At 51.4% G+C, this 23,882-nt stretch carries 20 protein-coding genes; 6 read left to right on the top strand and 14 right to left on the bottom strand.

Going from position 1 to position 23,882, the window contains the following annotated elements:
• From OEV59_08305 to OEV59_08295, 3 genes are all read right to left on the bottom strand, one after another.
• A partial coding sequence (locus OEV59_08305) for a Fic family protein (GenBank protein MDH4227728.1) occupies positions 1–329 on the bottom strand: 329 nt, incomplete at its 3' end.
• A 214-nt stretch (positions 330–543) separates the two neighbouring features.
• The gene (locus OEV59_08300) at positions 544–834 is read right to left on the bottom strand and encodes a GIY-YIG nuclease family protein (protein MDH4227727.1); all 291 of its coding nucleotides are present in this window, start codon (positions 832–834) and stop codon (positions 544–546) included.
• Positions 835–1,056: 222 nt separating this feature from the next.
• Positions 1,057–1,776 (bottom strand): DUF4393 domain-containing protein, encoded by a 720-nt coding sequence (locus OEV59_08295; protein MDH4227726.1) that lies wholly within the window; start codon positions 1,774–1,776, stop codon positions 1,057–1,059.
• Positions 1,777–2,465: 689 nt separating this feature from the next.
• Between OEV59_08295 and eno the strand changes: the two genes are divergently transcribed.
• Both eno and OEV59_08285 read left to right on the top strand, forming a co-directional pair.
• Positions 2,466–3,740 carry a phosphopyruvate hydratase gene (gene eno, locus OEV59_08290; protein MDH4227725.1) on the top strand — a complete coding sequence of 425 codons (1,275 nt, stop codon included), beginning with the start codon at positions 2,466–2,468 and terminating at the stop codon, positions 3,738–3,740.
• Between the two features lie 224 nt (positions 3,741–3,964).
• Positions 3,965–5,263, top strand: a complete 1,299-nt coding sequence (locus OEV59_08285; protein ID MDH4227724.1) for a hemolysin family protein — start codon at positions 3,965–3,967, stop codon at positions 5,261–5,263.
• Between the two features lie 2 nt (positions 5,264–5,265).
• Here OEV59_08285 and OEV59_08280 read toward each other — a convergent pair whose 3' ends face one another.
• The 5 genes from OEV59_08280 to OEV59_08260 all read right to left on the bottom strand — a co-directional run bounded on the left by OEV59_08280 (position 5,266) and on the right by OEV59_08260 (position 10,564).
• Positions 5,266–5,667 carry a secondary thiamine-phosphate synthase enzyme YjbQ gene (locus tag OEV59_08280; protein MDH4227723.1) on the bottom strand — a complete coding sequence of 134 codons (402 nt, stop codon included), beginning with the start codon at positions 5,665–5,667 and terminating at the stop codon, positions 5,266–5,268.
• A gap of 25 nt (positions 5,668–5,692) precedes the next feature.
• Positions 5,693–6,769: a magnesium/cobalt transporter CorA gene (gene corA, locus OEV59_08275; protein ID MDH4227722.1), complete on the bottom strand. Its 1,077-nt coding sequence runs from the start codon at positions 6,767–6,769 to the stop codon at positions 5,693–5,695.
• A 3-nt stretch (positions 6,770–6,772) separates the two neighbouring features.
• Positions 6,773–8,521, bottom strand: coding sequence for a DNA polymerase/3'-5' exonuclease PolX (gene polX / locus OEV59_08270; protein MDH4227721.1), 1,749 nt, complete (start codon positions 8,519–8,521; stop codon positions 6,773–6,775).
• A 2-nt stretch (positions 8,522–8,523) separates the two neighbouring features.
• Positions 8,524–8,973, bottom strand: coding sequence for a hemerythrin domain-containing protein (locus OEV59_08265; protein MDH4227720.1), 450 nt, complete (start codon positions 8,971–8,973; stop codon positions 8,524–8,526).
• Between the two features lie 88 nt (positions 8,974–9,061).
• On the bottom strand, positions 9,062–10,564 hold the full coding sequence (locus OEV59_08260; protein MDH4227719.1) for an AAA family ATPase: 1,503 nt from the start codon (positions 10,562–10,564) through the stop codon (positions 9,062–9,064).
• A 159-nt stretch (positions 10,565–10,723) separates the two neighbouring features.
• Here OEV59_08260 and murI point away from each other — a divergent pair, with 159 nt between their 5' ends.
• From murI to OEV59_08245, 3 genes are read left to right on the top strand one after another with little or no spacing between them, the layout of a single operon-like run.
• Positions 10,724–11,533 (top strand): glutamate racemase, encoded by an 810-nt coding sequence (murI, locus tag OEV59_08255; GenBank protein ID MDH4227718.1) that lies wholly within the window; start codon positions 10,724–10,726, stop codon positions 11,531–11,533.
• 5 nt (positions 11,534–11,538) lie between these two features.
• Positions 11,539–12,174, top strand: a complete 636-nt coding sequence (locus tag OEV59_08250; protein MDH4227717.1) for a GerMN domain-containing protein — start codon at positions 11,539–11,541, stop codon at positions 12,172–12,174.
• 6 nt (positions 12,175–12,180) lie between these two features.
• Positions 12,181–13,611 carry an aspartate ammonia-lyase gene (locus tag OEV59_08245; GenBank protein MDH4227716.1) on the top strand — a complete coding sequence of 477 codons (1,431 nt, stop codon included), beginning with the start codon at positions 12,181–12,183 and terminating at the stop codon, positions 13,609–13,611.
• A 129-nt stretch (positions 13,612–13,740) separates the two neighbouring features.
• Here the strand turns inward: OEV59_08245 and OEV59_08240 are convergent, their stop codons facing one another.
• Positions 13,741–13,947: a rhodanese-like domain-containing protein gene (locus OEV59_08240; GenBank protein ID MDH4227715.1), complete on the bottom strand. Its 207-nt coding sequence runs from the start codon at positions 13,945–13,947 to the stop codon at positions 13,741–13,743.
• A gap of 160 nt (positions 13,948–14,107) precedes the next feature.
• Here OEV59_08240 and OEV59_08235 point away from each other — a divergent pair, with 160 nt between their 5' ends.
• The gene (locus tag OEV59_08235; protein ID MDH4227714.1) at positions 14,108–16,861 is read left to right on the top strand and encodes an insulinase family protein; all 2,754 of its coding nucleotides are present in this window, start codon (positions 14,108–14,110) and stop codon (positions 16,859–16,861) included.
• Positions 16,862–16,867: 6 nt separating this feature from the next.
• On the opposite strand, the gene OEV59_08230 is transcribed toward OEV59_08235, so the two are convergent.
• The 5 genes from OEV59_08230 to OEV59_08210 all read right to left on the bottom strand — a co-directional run bounded on the left by OEV59_08230 (position 16,868) and on the right by OEV59_08210 (position 23,876).
• Positions 16,868–19,060 (bottom strand): adenylate/guanylate cyclase domain-containing protein, encoded by a 2,193-nt coding sequence (locus tag OEV59_08230; protein MDH4227713.1) that lies wholly within the window; start codon positions 19,058–19,060, stop codon positions 16,868–16,870.
• Positions 19,038–19,709: a hypothetical protein gene (locus OEV59_08225; protein ID MDH4227712.1), complete on the bottom strand. Its 672-nt coding sequence runs from the start codon at positions 19,707–19,709 to the stop codon at positions 19,038–19,040. Before OEV59_08225 ends, OEV59_08230 begins: the two co-directional genes overlap by 23 nt.
• 10 nt (positions 19,710–19,719) lie before the next feature.
• A complete protein-coding gene (purF, locus tag OEV59_08220) occupies positions 19,720–21,120 on the bottom strand; it encodes an amidophosphoribosyltransferase (GenBank protein ID MDH4227711.1) in 1,401 nt (466 codons plus the stop codon).
• Between the two features lie 15 nt (positions 21,121–21,135).
• A complete protein-coding gene (purL, locus tag OEV59_08215; GenBank protein ID MDH4227710.1) occupies positions 21,136–23,340 on the bottom strand; it encodes a phosphoribosylformylglycinamidine synthase subunit PurL in 2,205 nt (734 codons plus the stop codon).
• A gap of 74 nt (positions 23,341–23,414) precedes the next feature.
• On the bottom strand, positions 23,415–23,876 hold the full coding sequence (locus OEV59_08210; GenBank protein MDH4227709.1) for an NUDIX hydrolase: 462 nt from the start codon (positions 23,874–23,876) through the stop codon (positions 23,415–23,417).
• Between the last annotated feature and the right edge of the window lie 6 nt (positions 23,877–23,882).

The raw sequence follows: 23,882 nt of genomic DNA, 5'->3' as shown, positions 1-23,882 counted from the left end.
TCCGGCATTAGGTGGCGGACGTATTTGGCGGCAGCAAATTGGAATCCGCCCTTGCTCACATTGACATTTCTGTATTGTCCTGCCCACTTATATATTTTTCCGAGCCAGATTTTATGGATTTTACAAATATCCTTTAGCGTGAACCTATGGCCTTTATCATAAATCTTCGCGGATTCCTTTATTGCCATCATGTATGCAGCGGCCTCTATTTTGTCCATCGCCCGCTTGGATTTTATGCCGAGCAGATTCTTAAGCACCCTCTTGCCGGAGCCGGGCTCGAATTGCGCCTCGTTTAGTCCGGACGCATCGTATTTGAATGGTTTTTTCATGGATATGACTTATTAACCGTGCCAATAAACCGCCGATTTTTGCGGCAGGCGTGACGCCTGCACTCGAAAAATCACATGCGCCTTGCCTGCCAGCCGACTTGCAAGTTTGAAATAAGGTTAAACCTGACCGACAGCACCATTACCATCTTATAACAACCCAGTGCTTTCCCCAATTCGTCATTCCCGCATTCTTTTGGGCGGGAATCCAGGTTTTCTACCTGCAAATGTCCTCGTACAAATCCTTCCACTCCGGATTGCTTTCTTCTATAAGGCGCAATTTATACGCCCTCTTCCACCGCTTCAACTGTTTTTCCCTTTTAACGGCGCCTTCCCATGTTTCGTGCATTTCGTACCAGACAAGACGATGAACGCCGTATGTTTTTGTAAAACCGTCTACCTGATTATTTTTGTGCTCATACGTTCTTTTTGCAAGGTTAGAGGTCAACCCTGCATACAAAGTGCCGTTGCGTTTACTGCAAAGAATATATACGTAAAAATTCTTCAAAACCTTCTGGATTCCCGCCCGGAGACACGCGGGAATGACGGATTGAATGATAAATGCTTTTATTGTAATCCTTTACTTATAACCCCTCATCCGCTTTTTCGTCATTCCTGCGCAAGCAGGAATCCAGTCCCTTTACTTGCACGGCCTTTCTGGATTCCCGCCCAGAGACACGCGGGAATGACGGATTAGATAAAGTACAGTGGGCGTTGCTCAGAATAATTGTTAGCGAGTTTTTGTTATACCAAAAAAACTTACAGGAGATTCCTCCGAACCGTGCCCTCTAACATACAAGTGCATACTTAAAGCTGTTGGTGTAATTTCAGGATTACTGCCCAAACTATTATACCCACCTATTATAAGTTCTAAAGACCTTAAATGATCCAACTCCCTATCTAGCCTATGAATATCTACCACACCAGTGATAGCTTTTAATTTTTCTGTGCTTATATATAAGGCGTTAGAAAATGGCAGACCTGTCGGAGTAATAATATATTTCTCAGAATGCTCACAAGCATATTTTAATATTTTGACCTGCAAACTAGTAAGCTGTTTCAACAAATTACTAAACATCAGATTTTCTTCGCAATCTCCGGATTCAGTGCATGAACTGGCCAACAAACCAGCCCACATCTTCTGAATATCCGTGTCTTCCACCCATGAGCCATTCTCTAAAATAGTATGGACCAATCGAGGATGTGCGTGTTTGTTTTTTATTCCACCTTGAGACTCGAGTATTTGCTTAGCACCTAAAACTATATTGGCAGTATTTTTAGTTCGCCATGCCGACACCTTATCCTCAAGATATAAACCAAACTCCTCAGCTGCTGGCAAACAAATTCTGCCTAAAAATGCTCCAGCGGCATCTACAACACCCTTTGCTAAAGTATTCGCTGCCTCTCCGAAGGATTTGATACCTAGTAAATCAGCATTTTTTTCAGTCATAGCGCCTCGCAACAAATTATTTCATTCTAGCTTCTAATTCAATGTTTGAAAAAAGATTATCCCCTCACCTTACCAAAAAAGTCAAGCAAATCCTTAACCATGAATCAAACCGCCAAGCTTGTCCCGTACTTGATGCGGGATTTTGCGTCAAGCGAGGCATCGTGCCGCCTTGGCGGCGCGTATAATGGCCGGCTTTTACGCCGCAGGTGTATCCGTAGGATACATTGAGTAAGTCAAAGTCGCCTCTGACAAAGTATCACTCAAAAATCGGCGGTTTCTATTTTTCCCCAAACCCCGGGTATGGGGCATACGCGGGGCTTAAAGCGGGCCGCATAAGAGGCGGATGCGCTGCCGGGGTCGCATGAGCGAAGCGATTTAAGCGGGGCAGCGCATGGGGCGGTTATGCGGCGGGGTCGCAGCCCCGCCTGCCCCATACCCAAAAGCCGCCCCGCAGGGGCAAAACTTCTTGTTATGCTGAACGAGGTTCACCATCTGGCTTTTATAAAAGACGATATCCCGAAACAAGTTCGGGATGACAGACAAGAGACACTGGATTCCCGCTTTCGCGGGAATGACACCATCCCCTCTTCCACACTTGCATTTTACTGCCAAAAAAGTATAATATCCCCGCAACACACAAGAACACGCTCATCACCACCCTATACCAACAAACAGGAGCATATCACGACATGTCCAACATAGTAGACATCAACGCACGCGAAATACTCGACTCAAGAGGCAACCCCACAGTCGAGGTAGACGTCATCACAGAGGACGGCGTAATCGGGCGCGCTGCAGTGCCCTCGGGCGCATCCACCGGAAAGCTCGAGGCAGTGGAGCTAAGGGACGGCGACAAGAACCGCTACCTTGGCAAGGGCGTACAAAAAGCCGTTTCCAACGTGCTAAAGAAGATCGCGCCGGAAATCATCGGCCTTGACTGCAGAGACCAGGCATACATAGACCGCTTGATGATCGACCTTGACGGCACCGCCAACAAGGGAAAGCTTGGCGCCAACGCAATACTTGGCGTATCGCTGGCCCTTGCCAGGGCCGGGGCCGAAGTATCTGCCCTGCCGCTATATAACTACATCGGCGGCACGAACGCAAAGGTGCTCCCCACCCCTTTGATGAACATCATAAACGGCGGCGCGCACGCGGACAATAACCTGGACATCCAGGAGTTCATGATAGTGCCTGCCGGCGCGGATACCTTCTCCGAGAGCCTTCGCATGGGCACGGAGATATTCCACTCGCTAAAGGCGCTTCTTAAGTCCAGGGGCCTCAACACCGCTGTTGGCGACGAAGGCGGCTTTGCGCCAAATCTTAGGAGCAACAGAGAAGCAATCGAGGTCATTATCGAGGCAGCCAAGAAGGCGGGCTACACCGCCGGTAAGGACGTGTTCATCGCGCTTGACTGCGCATCGAGTGAGTTCCACAAAGGCGGCTCCTATGACATCGACGGCAAGAAACTCTCTTCCGATAAAATGGTAGACTACCTTGCCTCGCTCGTAAAGGCCTACCCCATCGTATCTATCGAGGACGGCGCTGCGGAGGACGACCACAAGGGCTGGAAGATACTTACCGATGCGCTCGGAACAAAGACCCAGCTCGTTGGCGACGACCTTTTCGTCACGAACGTCAAGATACTCGAAAAAGGCATCAGAAACGGCATCGCTAACTCCATACTCGTGAAGGTCAATCAGATAGGCACGCTCACCGAAACGCTCGAAGCGGTAGAGATGGCAAAGAACGCGAACTACACGGCCGTCATCTCGCACAGGAGCGGCGAGACCGAGGACTCGACAATTGCCGATATCAGTGTTGCAACCAACGCCGGGCAGATAAAGACCGGCTCAGCCTCCAGGACCGACCGCCTGGCCAAGTACAACCAGCTACTTAGAATCGAGCAGGAGCTTGGCCGAACAGCCGTATTTGCGGGGAAAAGGCCATTTAAGTCCCTATAATAAGTCTCAAGTATTTACCGCAACAGCTTGTTTTTATTGAAGTATAAAAAAATTATTGCGGCGCCACTTGCCGTGCGACTACCCTTTATGGTATACTTATTGCCACGGGAGCCAGGGCGGTTTTTTAACGGCAGCTTGATTCGAGTTACCGGAGAAACCGCCCTACAAGCGAAAGGAGAGTAAATCCCATAGACAGTATATTACTCGAAGCAATCTTAATCCTCATCCTGATTCTCATTAACGGGTACTTCTCGTCAGCAGAAATATCAATCATATCATCGAGACGAAGCGTTGTTGAGCACCTTGCCAGAGAAGGCAGGGAGTCGGCCAAGCTTGTCCGCGACATGAAGGACGACCCGGAGCGCTTTCTGGCGACAGTGCAGGTAGGCGTCACAATAGTTGGCACCCTCGCCTCTGTCATAGGCGGTGTTGCGGCGGTAGAGTTCCTAAAGCCACTTCTAGCGTCCGTACCCTTTGAACCGATACAGAACATAGCCGAGCCTCTTGCCATAGGCATCGTGGTTGTCCTGCTGTCCTATGCAACCCTCGTGCTTGGCGAGCTATTTCCAAAGTCCATAGCGCTTAGACATGCCGAGCGCATAGCCATGATGGCCGCGCGGCCCATAGACATGATGGCCAAGGCCGTATCGCCGTTCGTTCTTGTCCTCACGACCTCGACGCGCTTCCTGCTGCACATGTTTGGCATAAAGGAAAAGACCGACCACCTCTTTTTGCCTGAAGAAGAAATCAAATATTACATAAAAGAAGGCACTGCCAAGGGAGTATTCGAGAAGACCGAGGCCGAGCTTTTGCACGGAATATTCGACTTCGCCGATAGAAACGTTTCTGAGATAATGGTGTCCAAGCCCAACGTAAGCGCCATCGATATCAACACGCCCTCGGATAAGGTATTAAAATTCATCACCGACACCGGGTTCTCGAGATATCCGGTCTACAAGGAGCACCTCGACCAGATACAGGGCGTCATCTACAACAAGGACGTGTTCAAGGCCTCCGTCGGGTGCGCCACATTCGACTTGAAAAGCCTCATAAGGACGCCCTACATCGTGCCCAATTCGATAATGATAAGCCGCCTCCTAAGAGAGATGCAGCGTAAACGCGTGCACCTTGCCATCGTGGTTAACGAGCACGGCGATGTGGACGGAATAGTGACAATCGAGGACATACTCGAAGAGCTTGTCGGAGAGATAGAGGACGAGTACGATATAGAAAAAGGCGGGCTTGTCGAGAAACTAAAGGACGGCTCCATGCTAATCGACGCATCCGCTTCGCTAAGAGACTTGGTGGACCTCGGGCTAAGCTTCAGCGAAGAGGAGCTCCTCGAGCACAACACGCTTGCCGGCTACATGCTCGCCATGCTGCAGAGAATGCCAAAGGGCGGAGAGTTCGTCACAAAGGACAGTATGCGCTACACAGTAGTTGACATGGAAAAGAACAGGATTGCGAGAGTAAAGGCTGAGAAGATAGTTAATTCGCAGCCGCTTAAACAGGCCTCGGCGTAACCCTACCCCTCGATTACTTTTACGTAAAAGATTCTTTCCCTCGGGCCGTCGAACTCGGCGAAGTACACGCCCTGCCATGTGCCAAGAAGCGGCCTTCCGCCGTCTATTATAAGCGTTAGAGAAGCGCCAAACAAAGATGACTTGATGTGCGAGTCGGAATTTCCCTCTGCATGGCGGTAGGCATTATCGCCCTCCTCGATAAGTTTAGATGTCTTGTTTATCATATCCAACACAACCGAAGGGTCCGCGTTCTCGTTGATGGTAATACCGGCCGTAGTGTGCGGGCAAAACACTATGGCAATGCCCTCGATAACGCCGCTTTGGCGCACGGCCTCGTCGACCCTGGAGGTTATATCAAGGAACTCTACCCTCTTAAGCGTCCTTATGGAGTACTTCGTAAGCATGGGTATCCTTCGTCAGGCGTAACCATTATTTACTTAAAAATATCCTCTTACGCCTAAAGTACAAGAAAAGCCCGACCGCGAGCACGCCCATTGCCGCAAGCGAGATAAAATACCCATACGGATGCTCGAGCTCCGGCATGTTTTTGAAATTCATGCCGTATACGCCTGTTAGGAAGGTAAGCGGCAGGAATATGGTAGCAACAACAGTAAGCTCCTGAATGACGGTGTTCGTGCGCATGTTGACGTTCGAGAGATATATCTCGGTCATTTCGGTGGCTGCCTCGCGGTAGGAATCGGTTATTTCGGTCAACTGTATGACATGGTCGTAGATGTCTCTAAGATAGAACCTGCCCGAGACGTCGAATACAGGCGTATCGCCGCGCTCGAGAGAAACAAATATCTCTCGAAGCGGCGCGATAGTTTTCCTTATCAGATGGAGCTCTCCCTTTAGCGTGTATATGCTTCTTAGCGTTTTCTGGTTCGGGCTCGAGAGAACCTCCTTATCTAGCGTTTCAAGCCTTTCGGCAAAACCGTCCAGCACGATAAAATGCCCGTCGACAACCGCATCCATCACAGCGTACGCGAGGTACCCGGAGTCCTTGTGCCTTAGCTGTTCTTTTATGTTCGAAAGCCTTTTTCTTATGGGCGAGAAAAGTACCGGGAGCGTTTCCGAAAAAGTTATGACAAACCCATCGCCAACTATTATGCAAAGCTGCTCGGGATGCGGGTGATGCCCGCCAGAGTGCGCCCCGAGAAGCTTCATCACTATGAACACGTACTCGTCGAACCTCTCGACCTTGGTCCTCTGTCCGGTATTGGCTATGTCCTCCAAAACGAGCGGATGGAGGCCGTAGATACCGCCTATCGTCTCGAGCATATGCGCATCATGCACGCCGGTCACGGAAACCCACGTGACGGTAGAATCGCCCTTTACAGGAGGCCTTAAGTCAGCGGCACTAACACCTTCTCGCATCTCGAAGGTATCCGGGCCGTAGCGCAGCACGTCTATGTGCACGGCAGCGTCTTTCTTATCGCCCGTATATACGACCGTGCCAGGCGGCAGCCCTGTCTTTCTCGACCTTTTGCGTATGTGAGTAAGCATCGGTTATCCTCCCTTGGCAAGGAACTTTTTCAATTCAACAAGCGGTCTCGCGTTTAGCACGTCATTTTTCTCTAGCCACCCTCGTCTCGCGGTATGCACGCCGTAGACTATATTCGCGAAATCGTGCTCAGAGTGCGCATCCGTGGATATCACGACAGGCACGCCGTGTTCCTTTGCAAGGCGGCAGTGAACGTCCGATAAATCGAGCCTTTCCGGAAAAGAATTCAGCTCGAGCGCGACATTGTGCGTCTTCGCGGCCTTTACAACCTTCTCCATGTCCATCTCGTAAGGCGGCCTGTACCCTATGAGGCGCCCGGTCGGGTGGGCGATTATGTTCACGAGCCCGCTCTCGATTGCGCGTATTATGCGCTCGGTCATCTCAGCCTTCGGCATATTAAAGGACGAATGTACAGCAGCGACAACACAGTCAAGCTCTCCCAGCGCGTCCTCCTCATAGTCTAGTGAGCCGTCGTGCCTGATGTCCACCTCAGCGCCTTTTAGCACGAAGAACTTTGCCTTTTTCTTTTTAAGTTTTTCATTCAGGTTGTCTATTGCCTTAAGCGATTTTCTAAGCCTTGTCTCATCGAGCCCGTGCGCTATGCCGACTGCCTTCGAGTGCTCTGTGATGGCAATATAAGAATACCCGCGTTTGATCGCCGCCTCTGCCATTTGCTCTAATGAATTATGCCCATCGCTCTCGGTCGTGTGCATGTGAAGGTCGCCCTGTATGTCATCTACATCGACAAGCTTTGGCAATTTGCCTTTTTCAGCAGCAGCGATCTCCCCGATATCTTCCCTGAGTTCAGGCTCTATCCAGCAAAGCCCGACCTTTTCATAAACCCCTTTTTCATCTGCGCCTGCGACCTTCTTCCCTGTCTTTTCGCTGAATACGCCGTACTCGTTAATTTTAAACCCCATGCGCTTTGCGCGGTCACGCAAAGCCACATTATGGGACTTCGAACCTGTAAAATACTGAAGTGCCGCGCCAAACTCGTCCTTATCCACCACGCGAAGGTCCACCTGCAGCCGGTTTTTAAGACGCACTGCTGCTTTTTTTTCACCTCTTTGCACAACCTCGGCCACCTCGCCGTAAGACACAAACCTCTCAAGCGCTGCCTCGTGGTCATTGCTTTCTACGAGCATATCGAGGTCTCCGACGGTCTCCTTCCATCTTCTAAGGCTTCCTGCGAACTCGGCCCGCTTTACGGATTTTACCGAGAGCATGTGCTTTGAATACTTATCCACGCTAGACATTGCAAGCGACAGTTTGTATCTTAGCGAAGAGCCCTGTATCGAACGGTACGCGGCTATTGCGCGCTTAAGGTTGATTTCTGTTTTTTCGCCAAGCCCTGCAACGTCGCCAAGCCTGCCTTCGTTAACGGCCTTTTCAAGGTCGTCGACATTGCCGATGCCGAGCTTTTCATAAAAGAGCGCTGCCTTTTTCGGGCCAACGCCGGAAATTTTTAGTAAATCGAGTATGCCATCTGGAAACTTTTCGAGAAGCTCTTTCTTTAGCGAGCAGTCGCCGGTCCTTACTATCTCGACTATTTTTTCATGTATGCTTTTGCCTATGCCAGGTATTTCTTCAAGGCTTTTTTCGTCCTCGCCAACAAGCTTCTCTGCGCTTACCGTCATGGAGCTTACGGCCTCGGCAGCGCGCTTATACGAGCGCACGCGAAACGGGTTCTCGCCGCGAATCTCCAAGAGATGCGCGATATCCTCGAATATAGCCGCTATTTCGGAATTTTCCATTGTTAGTCTTTTGGAAAGTATGCCCTGTATATATGAAAAAGGCTTCCCTCTTCGCTATCCATGCGCTTGATGACGTCGTCGAGAAGGGCTGAAAGCTCACGAACAAAGGACTCTTCCCTGTCCTTTTCGACTTTTATAGAGTCGCCAAGATATCTTTGAAAGAACTCCTCTACACGCCTCGTAAGTTCGTGCATGGAACTCATGTAGACGTCAAGCGCCGGAAGAAGCGCGGCCTGGCCTTTTATCACGGCTTCGCTTCTAAGCTCCCTGTAAAAGACTGCGTCCTCGCCGTCCACGTGGCGCGGCAAGAGAACCGACAGCTCGACAAGAGGCCTGTGCAGGAACGCGACATCGTTCTTGCCTTCGAGCAGCCCATTTAACTCGCGGATTATCTCGCGTATCTTGGCATGCTCAGTTTCGATGGTACTTAGATATGCGCCTTTTTTGTCCATCCCCGTCCCCCCTTTACTCGCAATCAAAGACGATTATACGGCATATTATCCTTTAAAATCCATGGTCGATGCCGCAAAAAAATAAAGCTTATACCTTAACGGCCCTGCCATCTGCCCATTGCCTCATGGCGCTTATGTCCTCGGCCCTTGTTACGGAGAGAGGCTGGGTTGAGGTGATTTCTTTTTCGATATGCGCCGCAGTAAGTTTCTCGCCGTCAGAGAACGCCGTGTAAAGAGCGCTCAAAACAACCTGCTCTATTTCGGCGCCCGAGAACCCCTCGCTCTTCATCGAAAGCCCGCGGAGATCGAATCCCGAATGGTCCTGGCCGCGCTTTTTAAGCTGTATCTCGAATATCTTCTCGCGCGAAGCGGCAGAGGGCAGATCGACGAAGAATATCTCGTCGAAGCGTCCTTTTCTTAGAAGTTCCGGCGGCAGCTTGGCTATGTCGTTGGCCGTGGCCATTATGAATACCCTGCCGTTTCTATCCTGCAGCCACGAAAGAAACGTGCCGAGCACGCGCTGGGAAAGCCCTCCGTCCATGGTGGAGTCCCCTTGTGAAAATGCCTTTTCTATCTCGTCTATCCACAATATGACAGGCGACATCTTTTCCGCGACTGTCATGGCGCGCTTGAAGTTTTTCTCGGTCTCGCCGATAAACTTGTTATAGAGGGCCGAGGTATCCATCTTAAGAAGCGGCAGCCCCCACTCGCGCGCAACTGCCTTTGCAGAAAGGCTTTTACCCGTGCCCGGGACACCTAAAAGCAGTATGCCCTTTGGAAAATCCAGGCCGTACTTTTTCGCCTCATTCGGGCTGGTCAGTATTTTTTTTCGCTTTTCGAGCCACGCCTTGAGACTATCAAGCCCTGCGACGGTATCCATTGTTTCGGCCTTGCCGTCAGGAGCAGAATAATACTCGAGCACGCCTTCCTTGGCGATGATATTTTTTTTCGACTCAACTATCCTTGCGATATCGTCGGCCGTGAGCATGCCGTCCTCGACTATTGCCTTTGTAACCACCTTTTGCGCCTCAACGAACGTAAGGCCTGACAGATTATTGACCATCCGCTCGGCGTCGTCTTGCGATATGTCGACATGCACCTTCATTTTACTTTCGAGGTCGCGGATAACGCCTTTTATCATACGGTGAAGCTCCACCTTGCCAGGAAGCGGCAGCTTCACAAAGGCCGCGTACGGTTTTATTCTGTCCGGAATATTATGATTGTCGCCGACCATGACGATGGCGCCCGTGGACTTCGCGAGTTTTTTTACCATGTTAAAGATCGTCTGCGAATTAAGGCTCTTTTCGAACCCGTCATGAAGGCCGGCGCAAAACCATATGCCGCCGAAACTGACGTTTTCGAGCTCTTCAACGGCACTGAGAATGTCCTTGGTCTTGTCAATGGGCGTATTGGAGTAGTGCATGGTAAGCCCTGTTGCCGGGCACCATTTGGCAAAGGCCATGTCCATGGAAAACGCGATGTGCCTTATGACTTCTTCGGCGCGTTCCTCCTCCACGGTTTCGATGCATATCAGCCCGTAGCGGGACTTTATATAAATCTCTATGTCTCGTGAAAAAGCTTTTAAAGGCACCTTGGAAAAATCCTCTCAATGCATTATTGTTTCCGGGAGGAGGCTGCGTGCATATCGGCCGGACATCCCCGTCCCCCCTTCCACAGACCGATTATACAGCATATCGCCCCCAAATTTCCATTGACAATAACGCACCTATTCCATAGACTTAATTAAGGCATGAGCGCGATACGACCCATAGGCATATTCGATTCCGGCATAGGCGGCCTTACCGTCTTAAAGGAAATCATCCGGACCCTTCCAAACGAGGACACAATATACCTTGGCGACACGGCCAGGGTTCCCTACGGCACGAAGTCGAAAGAGACGGTCATAAAGTACTCGCTAAAGATTACCGACTTTCTCCTGCGCTTTGACATAAAGATGCTGGTCGTTGCCTGCAATACAGCTACCGCCTACGCCCTTGAAGAGCTTCGGAGTACGCTACCCATCCCTGTTGTAGGCGTCATAGAGCCTGGAGCTGCGGCGGCAGTAAGGGCGAGCGTTAAGGGCAAGATAGGCGTAATAGGCACGGAAGGCACCATCAGGAGCAGCGCCTACGTAAACGCCATAAAGAAAGTAGACCCGACGATAGAGGTCGTAACGCAGCCCTGCCAGCTCTTCGTGCCTCTTGTGGAGGAAGGCTGGACAGATAATGAAGTCGCAAGGCTTACGGCAGAGACGTACCTGCAAAAACTTAAGAACGCCTCCGTGGATGTGCTCCTTGCCGGATGCACGCACTACCCGCTTCTAAAGCCCATACTCGGCGAGATCATGGGCGAGGATGTAGAGATAATAGACTCTGCGGCAACAACCGCCGATGCCGTGCGGCTGACTCTCGAAAGTAAGGGGCTGCTTACGAAAGCAAGAACAGCCAAGGCAAAGCACGCATACTACGTGACAGACTCGCCCGAAAGGTTCATGAAGGTCGGCAAGGTATTCATTGGCGAAGACATAACAGAGGCCACTCTCGTGGACATAGGAGGATAACCGGGGTGGCAAGGAAGAGTACTGGCATATCGTGGCACTTCTTACTATCTGCAGGACTCGCCTTCATCGCCTGCGTGCTGTTTCTGGTGTTTTTCGGGGATAAGTTCTTCCCGGATTTAATAAAGCCGTCGAAACCGGACAAGCCTACGGAAAAACCGCCCGCTGCTGTAGTAACGTCGCCTATCGAGCCAACGCCTGCCCCGGCACATATAAAGGAAGGCGAGGCATTCGACGCTGAAATATATTTCCTCTCACCCGACGGAGTTAACCTCAAGGCAGAAAAGCGTCCGCTAAAGAAAGGCTCTGTTGAGGAACAGATTACAGAGGCCGTAGCAATACTCATAAAAGGCTCGAAAACAGGGCTTGATTCAACGATACCAGAAGGCACGAAGCTTCTCTCGGTCAAGATAAAGAACGACGTAGCCTACGTTGACCTCAGTAAAGAGGTGGTAGAAAACCACCCTGGCGGCTCCGCAGCCGAGCTTCAGACCATCTACTCGATAGTCAACACCGTGGCGCTAAACTCCCGCATAAAGCGCGTCAAGCTCCTTGTCGGCGGCAAGGAAATGGACACCCTCGCCGGACATATCATCATAAGCGCTCCGCTTGCAGCCAACAAGAAACTTACAATAGAGAGGTAGGCCCTAATGGCAAAGAAAACCGGAATGCGCATTGAGACCGATTCTCTTGGCGCAAGGTTTCTTCCATCCAATGCCTACATCGGCATACAGACGCTTCGCGCCATGGAAAACTTCCGGATAAGCAGGCTCCACGCCACCACGGAATTCAGAGAGGCAACGGCAATCGTCAAACGCGCGGCAGCAGAGGCTAACTATAAGCTTGGAGTACTCGATAAGCGTAGGGCCCGAGCAATCATAAAGGCCTCTGACGAGATAATAAACGGCCAACTATCAGAGCACTTTCACGTCGACGTTTTTCAGGCCGGGGCCGGCACCTCGCACAACATGAACGCGAACGAGGTAATCGCCAACCGCGCAATAGAGATACTTGGCGGAAAAAAGGGCGACTATTCGGTCATACATCCAAACGACCACGTGAACATGTCGCAGTCCACAAACGACGTCATTCCAACGGCCATGCGTATTGCGGCACTTAAGGCGTCCGCAGCCCTTATAAAAGAGCTTAATACCCTTTCTGCCTCGCTAAGAAAAAAGGCCCGGGAGTTCGACACTGTCATAAAGTCCGGCAGAACGCACCTTCAGGACGCCGTGCCAATACGCCTTGGCCAGGAGTTCTTAGCCTATGCCCTGGCAATAGAAGAAAGCTTGGGCCTTATAAAAGAAGCGCAAAAGGGGCTAAAAACCCTTGGCATAGGCGGAAGCGCTGTTGGCACAGGCATTAATACGCCCAAGGGATACCAGAAGCTAATATGTAAGATTATTTCTCAGGTTTCCGGTATAACTGGCCTCAAAACAAGCGATAACCTGCCATACTCAATGCAGAGCATGCTGCCATTTACCACCCTCTCCGGCTCGCTTAAGTCACTTGCCATAGAGCTAATACGCATATCCAACGACTTAAGACTACTTAGCTCAGGCCCTCGCACAGGGCTATCCGAAATAACACTTCCGGCCCTGCAACCCGGGTCTTCCATAATGCCCGGGAAGGTCAACCCCGTAGTCCCGGAGATGGTCTGCATGGTGGGGTTTCAGGTAATAGGCAATGATACGGCAATAGCGATGGCAGCGCAGGCCGGGCAGCTCGAGCTAAACGTCATGATGCCGGTAATAAACCACAATCTGCTACAATCACTGGAGATACTTACAAACGCAGTAAACACGCTAACAACGAAGTGCCTAGCGGGAATAAAGGCCGATAAAAAGGCCTGCGAAAGGTACTTCAGGAGGTCTGCTGCCATCGCAACCATACTTAACCCGCTAATAGGATATAGCGAGGCTGCAAAGCTTAGCAAAGAAGCCGTGGAAAAAGACATGGACATAGCAACGCTAATAATAGAAAAGGGGCTTCTAACGAAAAAAGAGCTCGAAAAAGCGCTTTCCCCAACGGCTATTACCTCGCCCGGTATGATAAAGAAGCACAGGAAAGGCCGTAGATAGTCGCTACTTCTTCTCCACCGGGTACCCTGCCCTCACCCATCCGTCGAAGCCGTCCAGAAGCGCTGCAACGCGCTTAAAGCCGTTATGCGATAGAATAGCAGCCGCACGGGCGCTCGAATGCTCGTTTGTTCAGGTGCAGTACGCTACTACCTGGCGTGTCCGGTCCAGTTCGCTTAAGCGTCCTTCAAGTTCATCTAACCCTATCCTCACTGCGCCTGGAATCTTCTTATCGCTTGCATCATACGAATTAGGGCCACGAACGTCGAGTATAAGCGGGGTATCGGACGAATCAATTAGCTTTTTAAGCTCTGCTGCGGTTATCCTTGGCTGCGGCATATTAGCCTCCTCTTTGTGCTACTTATATAAATTCTAACTGGCGCGACGGGAATGTCAATGGGCAATGCTCTCTTGTTGAAAAGATGCTTCGAGAAGCGTATAATAAAAGCCTCGCGCGTCTCATTGCCTGTAAAAACTTCTTACGGAGGAAATGACCACAATGCCTGCAAAAAACAATTGTTTCAAAACGCTGCTGGCTGCCGCACTGCCCATTTTACTGATATTGGCTGCCGCGGCCCCGTCATGGGGAGCAAAACGTAATATCACGAAGACAAAGCTCCCAAACGGCCTAACCGTTATAATAGAGGAAGACAAAAGCGCGCCGGTAGTTGCCGTACAGGCATGGGTCAACACAGGAGCTGCCGACGAGATCGGCGACGAGGCCGGGCTTGCTCACGTTTTCGAGCACATGCTCTTTAAGGGCACGGCAAAGCGCGGGGTCGGTGAAATAGCAGGAGAGATAGAGAGCGCCGGTGGCGACGTAAACGCCTACACCTCATTCGACAACACCGTATACCACACAACAGTGCCTGCAAGGAGCTTTTCAACGGGGCTCGACGTCATAGCCGATGCGCTCCAGAACTCGGCCTTCGACCCTAGCGAGCTCGATAAAGAGCTAAAGGTCGTGCTCGAAGAGATAAGCATGAACGAGGATAACCCCGGCCGCCTTCTCTACAAGAAAACGCTCTCTACTGCATACTCGAAGCACCCGTACGGCCGCCCTGTCATAGGGTATGAAGACACGGTAAGCAAATTCACGCGAGAGAAGGTCGTCGGGTTTTTCAAGAAATGGTACACCCCGGATAACATCATACTCGTCATAGCAGGCGACGTTGACACCAAAACCGCCATCGAAAAGGTGACCGCAGCCTTTAACGGATTTAAGGCATCGCCGGAGCAAGGCGCGCGTTCGGAAAGAACGCCCGAGCCAGAGCAGACGGCTCCAAGAACGGTTGTCGAATACAAACCCATAAACGAAACGCACCTTACCCTCGCCTTTCACATACCGTCCGTGAACCACAAAGACGTTTACCCAATAGACGTCATACAGGTAATACTTGGCGACGGCGTGACCTCCCGCCTCTATAAGAGGCTAAAGATGGACGAACAGCTTGTCTACGGCGTATCTGCGTACTCGATGACGCCCAAGGACCCGGGGCTTTTCCTCGTATCGCTAAGGCTCGACGCTGCCAAGGTATCGCAAGCAATCATTGCGTCCATCGGAGAAATCGAACGCTTAAAACGCGACGGCCCCACGCCACGCGAACTGGAAAAGGCAAAGTTGCAGCTTGAGAGCGACTTCATATACCAAAGAGAGACTATGGACGGCAAGGCAAGCCAGCTCGGGTACTACGAGAGCGCCGCAGGAGACCTGTCCTTCGAGGAAAAATATATAGAAGGCGTACGCTCTGTTACGGCAGAGGACGTAAAAGCAACTCTTGTGAAATACTTTACAGCCGAAAACTCTACCGTCGCCGCCATAGTTCCGGAGGCGCAAAAGAACACCCTGGATGAGTACTTCGCTGTAAGCAAAACATCAAAAGACAAAGGCAAGAAACAGGGCGATAAAGAAGCCCTCGGGAACGCTCTGGCCTTTGCCTACGCAGTGGCCGGCAAGGATACACCGCCAAAGACTGCGGCGCCAAGCGCCGTCATAAAGGAAAAGCTGCCAAACGGCATAACGCTTCTTGTGATGGAAGACCACTCGAACGAGACCGTATCCGTGTACGCAACGGTCAAGGGCGGGCTCCTCTACGAGACCGCGTCAAATAACGGCATCGGCTCGTTCACGGCATCCATGCTCACGCGCGGCACTCTAAAACGCAGCTTTGAAGATATCGGAAGGGAAACAGAAGACACTGCAGCATCGATTGGAGGATTTTCCGGAAGGACCACAGCAGGGCTCTCCGGAACGTTTCTCTCTAAATACTTCGACAGAGGGTTCGAGCTCTTTACCGACGTGCTCTTTAACGCGTCATTTCCTGAAGAAGAAATCGAAAAAGTCAGGAAGGACACTGTTGCCGCGATAAAGCGCGACGAGGACTACCTGCCGGGCTACACATTCAAGCTTCTTTATAAGGACCTTTTCTCCGACCACCCCTACTCCATGCCGGTAAAGGGCAGCATAGATACTGTAAACAAATTCAAGAAAAAGGAGCTCGTTGATTACTATAAAAGCGTTTACACCCCAGGCGGCATGGTAATCGCGGTAGTCGGCGACATGGATTCGAAGGCGTTCATAGAAAACGCCAGAAAAAAGCTCGGCTCATTCCAGGGCAGAAGAAGCAACTCAGCCATGAAGGGTAAACCTGTGTCGATTACGGCCGTCAAGACCACCGGCGCGGCAAAGGACAAAGAGCAGCTAAACATCGGCATAGGTTTTGCCGGCCCGTCCATGTACGACAGGGACGTGTACGTGATGACCGTGCTAAACGAAATACTTTCCTCCCAGGGAGGACGCCTCTTCGTAGAGCTTCGCGACAAACAGAGTCTGGCTTATGCAGTATCGTCGTTCCTTGTGCCAGCGCCCGATACCGGGGCCTTCGGCGTGTACATAGGCTCTGCCCCGGAGAAAAAGGACGCGGCCATAAGCGGCATACTAAAAGAGCTCGATAAAGCCGTAAAGGACGGCGTTACTGACGAGGAAATAGCCAAGGCAAAACGCTCGATAGTCGGGCAGTTCGAGATGGGGCTCCAGGGCGCCTCAAGCATGGCCTCGAACATGGCCACTAACGCCATACTCGGCTTCGGGCACGAGTTCTACAAGGAATATCCGGGGATAATAGAGTCTGTCACCAGAGAAGAGATATTAAAGGCCTCGAAGAAATACATCACGACCGGAAAGTACGTTATATCGATAGTCGGCCCTGACGGGAAAAAGAAAACGGCAGCGCCAAAGCCCAAGGCGCACTGAGAACACTTATTTAGTTTTGGAGACGTAGACGCCGTCCCACCCGGGAGGCGGAGGCGTTGCGATGAACTCGTCGCAGCGCTTGATGTAGGTAAGCGACGGGCCGTCACTTGGATATTTGGCCAGTATGGCCTCGAAGGCCGCCTTTGCCGTCTTGAACTTGCCCTTTCTGTAATCAACGTAGGCGTCCCTGAAGGCTGTCGAGAGCGCTGCGTACTTCTCCATCTCGGTCGTCAACCCCATAAGCTCATACACTGCCGCAGGCTCGTTCTTGCCCTTGACCCTCACGAGGTCGATCAGCCTGAAGACGAAGTCTTCCTTGCAGGCGCTATAGGTGCTTTCGTTAACGATGATTTTTACGCCGTACTGCTTGGTCATGCCCTCAAGCCTGGAAGCAAGGTTCACGGTATCGCCTATTGCTGTGTAATCGAAACGCAGATCAGCGCCCATGTTGCCGACAACGGCCTCGCCCGTATTAATGCCGATGCCTATATCGACCGGCGGAAAGCCGGCTGTTTTCCATCCTTCGTTCAATTTCGGCAACGCCCTTATCATCGTAACAGCGGTCGTGCAGGCGCGCCTCGGGTGGTCGACAACATCGACAGGCGCGTTGAATATGGCCATGATGGCGTCGCCTATGTATTTATCGAGCGTGCCCTGCTCTTTAAACACTATCTCTGTCATGGGTGTGAGGTAGCTGTTAAGGAGCGCTACCAGACGCTGCGGTTCCAGGCTCTCCGACATGGTCGTGAAACCGCGTATGTCGGAGAAAAGAACCGAGATTATCTTCTTCTCTCCGCCAAGCTTTAGCTTCTCAGGGTTCTTTATAATTTCGCTAACAAGCTGCGGCGGCACATACGTCGAGAAGGCCTTTTTATAGAACTTGCTTTTTCCTTCCACAACGAGGTTTCTATAAGCTTCCATTGACACGTACGCCAAAGAAAGCGATACGAGCGGATAAAACAGGCTCACCATCATGCCTGCCTTTGCGAAAAGCATATATGCCACTACCGATGACACTAGAAAGAGCACGGCAAATGCCGCAAGGGTCACATATGTCCTGTGGGTTCTCGAAATGACAAAGGCCAGAATAAGCGGCAAAAACAATATGCCAAGGAACGTAAAGAACGCCGTGACAGCGTCCTTTACTATAAAATTCCCTTCCATGACGTTGCCGACGACGGTAGCATGCATTTCGACCCCGGGGAACACGGGATCCATCGGTGTTACCCTTATATCGTAGATGCCTATTTCCGTTATGCCTATAAAGACGACCTTATCCTTGAAAGTGCCCGGCGGCAGACGCTTATTCATGACATCGGCCGCGGAATACGTTTTTATGGTCCCGCCCGGGCCGTAGTAATTCAAAAGGAAGCGGCCCTGCTCATCGGTCGGAATATATGCCTCGCCTATGTTAAGACTGTCTACGCCGTACTCGCCTTCGTTGACTATTATCTGTTCACCGAGATAAACCTTAAGCGCCTCCATCGAAAGCACCGGGTACATGCCCTCTTTATACCCGATAACGAGGTTAGCGGTCCTTAGCACGCCGTCTGTGCCGGGGGTAACGTTAAAGGAGCCCTGCCCCGCAGCGCCGGCTTCGAGTATGGGCTCGATATTCAACTCAACGCCTGTGCTTTTCTTAACCATTGCGACAGCGCCGCCCTGTTCACTCTTGGAGCCGTCCACGCGGCGCGTTATCTTTACCTTGGCATCGGAGAGCTTATCGAGCGCCAATTTCGATGGCTCTTCGGTGGAATCGTCCCTGAAGTAATATCCAAGCACCACGTTCCCGGCTTTTCTTATAGAAGCTGCGAGCGCGGCGTCCGACCCTTCGTCAAGGCATCCGGGGCTTGGCAGCTGCGGCTCGGAAAAAACAATATCAAGCCCGACTGCAGAAGCCTCGTTTAGCCCGTCAATAAGCTCCGCGGTCTTTGTCCTGTTCCACGGCCACCTGCCGACTTCATTTATGCTCTTCTCGTCAACGGCGACGATGACGACGTCTTCGGGGGGCGCAACCGGACCGCGCACCTTGAACATTACATCCGAAAACTGCAGATCGATACGTGTAAGGAGGTTTGGTTTGACTGCGAAAAGCACTACCGAAAAAATCACGACAATAACGCCGATAAGAAAAAACACGGCTGTCGGGTGTGAAAGTATCCTGTCTATGAGCTCTTTACTTTTCTTCTTGTCCGCCATTCACGGGTGCCTTTTTATCCAGCTTCCAGGTTGCCTCGCCATTGCCAAGCGGCCCTGTGACAACAATCCTCAAAAGCTCCGCGTCTTCCTCTCCAAGCGATACCGCGCCCGTTGAATCGTAGCGCGGGAACTTGACCACATAGGCGTTGCTCCAGTGGTCAAGGTACGGGAAGAATTCTATATAAAACGCCTCGGTGTGGTCGACCTTGGTTATCTCAATTGGCAGCGTCTTTGCGCCGTTCTTGTTCATAAGATAGAGCTTCCACACGGATTTCTTCTGCTCGAGGTCGTTCCACTGATAAAGCGGCGTGTACGCAACGACGAAAAATTCGTTATACGCGCCGTGCGTCTCTATTTCCCTTGCGAGCAGCCGGTCCTTGCTTTCCGTGTCTATCTGGTACTTGCGTGCGAACTCTTCGACATAGGCCTTCCTGTACTCGAGGCTCTTGAAGGTGGCTGTCATGGAAAGCCTCATCTCGATATCCTTGTAGACCTTTGCCGTGCTCGTCCACCTGTTAAGGGCCGCCGTGTAGGCGTCGGACTTAAGCATCTGCCGTACAACGCAGCCGTTAAGCGCAAATATAACCGCGCCGGCAAAAAGCAGCGCACCCCATCTTTTAACTACATTCTTGTCAAAAACTACGCGCATCGTTCTCCCTTTATTTAAAAAGCACCAGTTGGGGCTGCGCCCTGTCGTGCTGCTTCTCGACAGGGTACTTCTCGGTAAAGCAAGCGTCGCAAAAAGACTCGCCGCACTCCTTAACCGCCCTGTACATGCCCTCGACACTCAGGTATCCAAGCGTATCGGAGGTAATAAACCTGTTAATCTCCTCGACCGTGTGGTTCGCGGCAACGAGCTCGCCCTTTGTAGGAGTATCTATGCCGTAGAAGCACGGCGACACAGTCGGCGGCGAGCTTATGCGCATGTGCACTTCCTTTGCGCCTGCGTCCCGTATCATCTTGATGATTTTCCTGCTGGTAGTACCCCTCACAATGGAATCGTCGACAACGACTATTCGCTTACCCTTCAAGAGATCCTTCACTGGATTAAGTTTCAATTTCACGCCGAAGTGACGTATGGAGTCCTTTGGCTCGATGAAGGTGCGGCCTATATAATGATTCCTCACAAAGCCCATCTCAAACGGTATGCCCGAGGCCTCGGCATATCCAAGCGCTGCGCCAACACCAGAATCAGGCACGGGGATTACCATGTCGGCATCGACAACGTGCTCCTTCGAGAGCTCTCTGCCAAAATTCTTTCTTATGCTATAGACGTTCATCGGGCCGAATATGCGGCTATCGGGCCTGGCGAAGTATATGAACTCGAATATGCAGGGGGTGTATGGTTTTTTCTCGAACGGTTTATATGAGGTTGTTCCGGTTGCGTCGATTACGAGTATCTCTCCGGGCTCTATCTCTCTTACGAACTCGGCCTCCACAAGATCGAATGCGCAAGTTTCGGAAGCGACTATCCAGCCTTCCTTTAACCTTCCAAGCATTAGCGGCCTGAAGCCGTGCGGGTCCCTTGCGGCTATAAGACGCTTCTCAGTTAGCACGACAAGAGAATACGCGCCCTGCACCCTGCCAAGGGCGTATGTGAGGCGCTCTACAAGCTGGTTTTCCTTTCTCGACGCTATGAGGTGGACGATTACCTCGGTGTCCATTGTTGACTGGAATATCGAGCCGTATGCCTCAAGCTCGTCACGAAGTCTTCCGGCATTAACGAGGTTGCCGTTATGCGCCATTGACAAAGCGCCTCTGGCGTAGTTTATGAGCACGGGCTGCGCGTTCTTTATATGTGATTCGCCTGTTGTGGAATACCTTACGTGCCCAATGGCGGACGCGCCGTGAAGGTTGGAAAGTATTTTTTCGTCAAAGACCTCGGCAACAAGGCCCATGCCTTTATGGGAATGAAGCGTTACCCCGTCGCTAGACACTATGCCCGCGCTCTCCTGGCCCCTGTGCTGGAGCGCGTGCAGCGCGAGGTACGCTATATTCGAAGCCTCGGTATGGTTATATACGCCTACGACACCGCACTCGTCATTGAACTTATCGAACATGGGATATTATCTCCGTTACGCGGCAACAAAGGCCGCGAAGGCTTCTTTCCAGGCTTTCGTTATATCCGAAGCACTGATATTGATTACATCGTTTATCTTTACCAGAGAGCCTTTGACCGTGCCGATACGCAGAGCCTCTACTCCGTGCTTCTTCGCTATCTTTTCGAGAGAGGCTGTGTCCTTTTCGTTAATGCTCACTATTATCCTGGACTGACTCTCTCCAAAGAGAACAGCGTCAGGGCGCATCGCGCCAAAATCGACCTTAACCTCCGCACCCTTGAAACCGTCCGGTGTAATGCAGCTTTCGGCAACGGCAACGGCAAGCCCGCCCTCGGATATGTCATGAGCGCTTTTGATTATACCACTCCTTATCATCTCTCTACAAGCATCTTGAAGCCCAAGCTCGGCATTGAGATCAAGCGTTGGAGGAGCGCCCTTATCCATGCCGTGCACGGTCTTTAGGTACTGGCTGCCGCCAAGTTCCTCTTTTGTCGCGCCAAGAAGCACGATAACATCGCCTTCCTTTTTAAAATGCTGCGTTGTTACATGCGCCATGTCCTCTATTAACCCGACCATGCCAACAGTCGGTGTCGGATACACCGACACACCGGAGGTCTCGTTATAGAGGCTGACATTACCGCTAACAACCGGCACGGAGAGCTTATTACACGCCTCGGTCATGCCCTTTATGCAGTTTTCGAACTGCCACATGACATCTGGCCTCTCGGGGTTTCCAAAGTTCAGGCAATCGGTAAGCGCAAGAGGAAGCCCTCCTGAGACAGTTATATTCCTTGCAGCCTCTGCTACTGCTATCGCGCCTCCGGTCCTGGGGTCTAAGTAGCAGTACCTCGAATTACAGTCCGATGTCACGGCTATTGCCTTATTGGTGCCCTTTATGCGCACAACAGCGGCATCGGAGCCGGGGCTTACGACAGTGTCCGTGCGCACCATATAATCATATTGCGAATAAACCCACTCCTTGCTTGCAATGTTTAGCGAACCGGCAAGCTTTAATAAAACCTCGTTATAATCCTTTGGCAGAGGTATTTTCGCGGTATCGAGCTTTTGTAGCTCGTCCTGGTAATCCGGCCTCTTTGACGGCCTGGTGTAAACGGGCGCGTTTTCGGTCAAGACTTCGGCGGGTATTTCGGCAGCAACGGTCTTACCCTCCATTATACGGACAAACCCCGAATCAGTGACCTTGCCGATAACAGCGGCATCGAGGTCCCACTTCTTAAATATTTCAAGGAGCTTATCCTCGCACCCTTTTTTCGCGACCATGAGCATGCGCTCCTGGGATTCCGAGAGCATCACTTCATAGGGCGTCATGCCCTCTTCTCTACGCGGCACGAGGGTAACATCTATTTCTATGCCTGTTCCTGCGCGCGAGGCCATCTCCACACTCGACGAAGTAAGCCCTGCCGCTCCCATATCCTGAATGCCGACGATATAATCGGTCTTAAAGGCCTCGAGGCACGCCTCTAAAAGAAGCTTCTCCGTGAACGGGTCGCCGACCTGAACCGTCGGGCGCCTTTCCTCTCCGCCCTCGCCAAATACATCGCTTGCCATTGTTGCGCCGTGTATGCCGTCTCTGCCTGTCTTGGAGCCGACGTACAGCACGGGATTGCCGACACCGGAGGCATTGCCCCTAAATATCTTATCGCTCTTTACGATTCCGACTGTCATCGCGTTCACAAGGCAGTTGCCGTTGTAGGATTCATGAAAGAACACCTCGCCGCCGACAGTAGGTATGCCCATGCAGTTGCCATACCCTGCGATTCCGGCTACAACGCCGTTTACAAGGTATCTGGTCTTCGGATGCTCGGGTGAGCCGAAACGAAGCGAGTTAAGGAGCGCAACAGGCCTTGCGCCCATGGTAAAGACGTCCCTTAGTATTCCACCTACCCCGGTTGCAGCGCCCTGATAGGGCTCTATATAAGAAGGATGGTTGTGGCTCTCCATCTTAAAGGTGACGGCAAGGCCGTCGCCTATGTCAACGACCCCGGCATTCTCGCCCGGGCCCTGCAAAACGCGCGGGCCTTTTGTCGGGAAGTTCTTAAGGTGCACGCGCGAGGACTTGTAGCTGCAGTGCTCGCTCCACATCACGGAGAATATGCCAAGTTCGAGGTAATTTGGCTCTCTTTTTAGCAGTTCCTTTATACGGGCGTATTCGTCGGTTGTAAGCCCGTGCTCTTCTATCATTTCAGCTGTTATCTTCATGCGCTCCTTTAAGTCCGCTTGATATCGTCCATGCACGAATAACTTACCACAATACCCAAAACAATGACAAGCCCTTAATTTTTAAGGGATAATATCATATTTCCTGCCTTTTTAAGCACCTCTTGCTCGTCTTTATACGCTACGAGCTCTATTGCCTCATCTAACGGGAACCAGCGGCACTCAATGACCTCGTCGTCGTGACCTGTTGTCTCGCCGCCGCTGTATTCCATGAGGAAAAAATATACTATCTTAAAAAACCGCTTGGTGCCTTCCTCTGTTTTCTCGCAGTAAAAATAATGGATGTTATCTATACTCTTTACTATATGCCCGTCTAATCCGGTCTCTTCCTTAACCTCGCGGTGCGCTGTTCTGGCGAGGTTCTCGCCGTCTTTTCTTAGCCCCTTTGGAAGCGACCAGACAAGGCCCTTACTCGACTCTACCTCTATTAGCGCGACTTCTATCAAAGTACCCTTGGCTCGCCTGTAAACCACGCCGCCTGCTGAAATTTGCCTTTCGGTTTTTATCTTCTTATCCATCAGGCC

The organism is Deltaproteobacteria bacterium (assembly GCA_029858205.1).
GTDB lineage: Bacteria > Desulfobacterota > GWC2-55-46 > GWC2-55-46 > DRQE01 > JAOUFM01.
The sequence above is the reverse complement of the archived record's forward strand: the minus strand, read 5'-3'. Positions and strand labels throughout refer to the sequence as shown.

What these genes read in the sequence shown, in the direction of transcription:
- OEV59_08245 (MDH4227716.1), top strand. Translation starts at nt 12,181, where the DNA reads ATGGCAAAGAAAACCGGAATGCGCATTGAGACCGATTCTCTTGGCGCA.
- murI (MDH4227718.1), top strand. Translation starts at nt 10,724, where the DNA reads ATGAGCGCGATACGACCCATAGGCATATTCGATTCCGGCATAGGCGGC.
- eno (MDH4227725.1), top strand. Translation starts at nt 2,466, where the DNA reads ATGTCCAACATAGTAGACATCAACGCACGCGAAATACTCGACTCAAGA.
- OEV59_08295 (MDH4227726.1), bottom strand. Translation starts at nt 1,776, where the DNA reads ATGACTGAAAAAAATGCTGATTTACTAGGTATCAAATCCTTCGGAGAG.
- purF (MDH4227711.1), bottom strand. Translation starts at nt 21,120, where the DNA reads ATGTTCGATAAGTTCAATGACGAGTGCGGTGTCGTAGGCGTATATAAC.
- OEV59_08230 (MDH4227713.1), bottom strand. Translation starts at nt 19,060, where the DNA reads ATGGCGGACAAGAAGAAAAGTAAAGAGCTCATAGACAGGATACTTTCA.
- OEV59_08210 (MDH4227709.1), bottom strand. Translation starts at nt 23,876, where the DNA reads ATGGATAAGAAGATAAAAACCGAAAGGCAAATTTCAGCAGGCGGCGTG.
- OEV59_08280 (MDH4227723.1), bottom strand. Translation starts at nt 5,667, where the DNA reads ATGCTTACGAAGTACTCCATAAGGACGCTTAAGAGGGTAGAGTTCCTT.
- purL (MDH4227710.1), bottom strand. Translation starts at nt 23,340, where the DNA reads ATGAAGATAACAGCTGAAATGATAGAAGAGCACGGGCTTACAACCGAC.
- OEV59_08235 (MDH4227714.1), top strand. Translation starts at nt 14,108, where the DNA reads ATGCCTGCAAAAAACAATTGTTTCAAAACGCTGCTGGCTGCCGCACTG.
- OEV59_08265 (MDH4227720.1), bottom strand. Translation starts at nt 8,973, where the DNA reads ATGGACAAAAAAGGCGCATATCTAAGTACCATCGAAACTGAGCATGCC.
- OEV59_08240 (MDH4227715.1), bottom strand. Translation starts at nt 13,947, where the DNA reads ATGCCGCAGCCAAGGATAACCGCAGCAGAGCTTAAAAAGCTAATTGAT.
- OEV59_08225 (MDH4227712.1), bottom strand. Translation starts at nt 19,709, where the DNA reads ATGCGCGTAGTTTTTGACAAGAATGTAGTTAAAAGATGGGGTGCGCTG.
- polX (MDH4227721.1), bottom strand. Translation starts at nt 8,521, where the DNA reads ATGGAAAATTCCGAAATAGCGGCTATATTCGAGGATATCGCGCATCTC.
- corA (MDH4227722.1), bottom strand. Translation starts at nt 6,769, where the DNA reads ATGCTTACTCACATACGCAAAAGGTCGAGAAAGACAGGGCTGCCGCCT.